This window comes from Nocardia sp. NPDC058497 (assembly GCF_042720195.1).
GTDB lineage: Bacteria > Actinomycetota > Actinomycetes > Mycobacteriales > Mycobacteriaceae > Nocardia.
In genome coordinates this window covers 1-1644 of record NZ_JBHXMY010000897.1, presented here as the reverse complement: position 1 = coordinate 1644, position 1644 = coordinate 1, and the positions used below count along the sequence as shown (strand labels likewise).

Here is a 1644-nt window from a genome sequence, read left to right as displayed (position 1 = left end):
TCGAGGACCTGTTCCACAAGCTAATGGAATCCAAGTACCCGGACTATATGCCGATTCGCACGAACGGCCCGATAGGTGATCTCGGCGGCGACGGACTCCGCACCCGCACTCGCGAATTGTTCGCCTGCTATGGCCCGGAATCGTTCGATGTTTCAGCGGTGCGAAAGAAATTCCTCGACGATGTTGCGAGTGCGATAATCCAGCGGCCGGAACAATTCGACAGCTTCGTTTTTGTGCACAACGACCGCCGATCGGGCATCCATCCCGTCATCTCCGGCCTCTTGTCGAATGCGGGCGATGCATACCCGAAGCTGGAATTTCGTCAGATGGGTCCACGGAAACTCTGGCTCGAGGCCATGCGGTTCGACCGGATGACCATGGAGCACCTGCTGAACGAACGAATTCCCATCGAACGGGAAGCTTACTCGATCGGCATGGCTGATATTGAACCGCTGCTGAGTCATCTGGCGGAGAACCGAGAACCTGCCGGTCCTGTTGACGGACTCCCCATTCCGACCGTGTACAAGGCTGACTATAATCGCCTGGCCGAGGATGACCGCAGCTATTTGCAGTCGGGCCGGACGGACGCGTATTTGATCGACAGATATTATCGGGCGAGTCTCAACGTCTGGGAGCGTGACGAGGTTGCCGCTAGTTTCCGCGCGCACTACGAGATGATCCGGGAAGACTGTGGCGACGATTCATCGGAAATGCTATATCAAATGCGGGTCTTCGTCCACGGTGAGATCGCTCCGAAAATGAAAGCGGAAAAAGCCACAAATGCCGTGCTGGCTTATTTCTTCGATCAATGTGATATATTCGAAGTCCCGCCGGGCGGTTGGGTTCCGGCATTATCCGAGACGGGAGCGGGTGAATGATTACGCCGACAAAGGGGATTTCACCCGACCGCGCTCTCCTTGCGGTCGGCGCGCAAATTGCCATGCAACTCGATAGGCCATTGACTGTAAGTCAGGCCTGGGCTAAATTCCGTGAATGGCGTGAATCCCATTCCCATACCGCGCCGGTTTCGTTCGGCTGGTTCGTTCTCGCGCTGGACATGCTGCATGCTCTCGATGTCGTGCATCTGCACGAAGATCTGCTGTACAAGGGGGTCGTGGATGCTTCGTCAGCTCAGCGCTGATTATTCTGCGTTCCGGTCGGTGAGGTTCCGGCCAGGACTGAATATTCTTCTCGCGGAGAAGACGATCGCCTCGCGGTCGACCGACAGTCGGAACGGTGCGGGAAAGTCCAGCATGGTCGAACTGCTGCACTTCCTCCTCGGCTCCAGGGGTGACAAGAAGAGCTTGTTCGCACGAAAACACCTGCGCGGTATCACGTTCACTCTGGCCATGGACTGGCCCGGGATGGACGCCCCGCTCGAGGTGAGCCGCAGTGGTGCCGAACCGAAGAATATTCGGGTGCGGCCCAACCTCGCCGCGCCGGCCTACGATTTGTTTCCGGCCGACATGTTCGCCGAGGACGCAGGCATCATCACGCTGGAAGAATGGCAGCGGCTGATCGAGGACAAACTGTTCGGACTCCCCGCGGTTCATCCCGGTGTGAGTGGCCGAATGCTACTGTCCTTCTTGCTCCGACAGGTCGGCGACCCCGGGTTCACCGAGGCAGTGCGCAGTTGCAGCCGCC

Annotated in this window: 3 protein-coding genes; all 3 read left to right on the top strand. The window is 58.2% G+C overall.

Annotated elements, in window-relative coordinates; translation table 11 throughout:
• On the top strand, positions 1-878 hold an 878-nt coding region (locus tag ACFWPJ_RS32245), incomplete at its 5' end, for an ABC-three component system protein (protein ID WP_378857229.1).
• Positions 875-1141, top strand: a complete 267-nt coding sequence (locus tag ACFWPJ_RS32240; protein WP_378857227.1) for an ABC-three component system middle component 6 — start codon at positions 875-877, stop codon at positions 1139-1141. The genes ACFWPJ_RS32245 and ACFWPJ_RS32240, both read left to right, overlap by 4 nt.
• A 112-nt stretch (positions 1142-1253) precedes the next feature.
• Positions 1254-1644: hypothetical protein (locus tag ACFWPJ_RS32235; protein ID WP_378857225.1), on the top strand; the 391-nt coding region annotated here is incomplete at its 3' end.